Source organism: Bradyrhizobium sp. Ken51, from assembly GCF_055807435.1.
This window is the reverse complement of sequence record NZ_JBVVPB010000147.1, coordinates 1-364: the sequence shown is the minus strand read 5'-3', so window position 1 is coordinate 364 and position 364 is coordinate 1. Positions and strand designations below refer to the sequence as shown.

Annotated in this window: 1 protein-coding gene; it reads left to right on the top strand. The window is 61.0% G+C overall.

All coding sequences use genetic code 11. The annotated features are described in order from the left end of the window. Nucleotides 1–320: hypothetical protein (locus AC0L27_RS41240; RefSeq protein ID WP_473323852.1), on the top strand; the 320-nt coding region annotated here is incomplete at its 5' end. Between the last annotated feature and the right edge of the window lie 44 nt (nt 321–364).

The window sequence follows — 364 nt, the reverse complement described above, 5'->3', positions numbered from 1 at the left end:
CTCGCCAGTTGCGTGGCGGTGCTGCCCCTGCTCATGTCGTCGACCTGATGTCACCCTCGCGTTTGCGACAGTCGCGCGCCCTGGATCTGCGCGTGCCGCCGGTCAGGATTTCACCGAGGATGCTTTTCGAGGAGCAGCAACACATGAAGCAACACACCTTCGAAGCTTCCATCACGGCGATCTGCTGGACACCGCTCGTGCTTATGGGCAGCGCGACGCCCCCAAGAGATCCCGATGAAGATGAAGAGGATGAGGAGGATGAAGATGACGAAGGCGGCGATGACGAACCGGCGGTCGTGCGCGAGCCGGACGAAGACTAGATTGACGCGTGTTCGGCCGTCGGTGCTATAATATCCCCCATGGG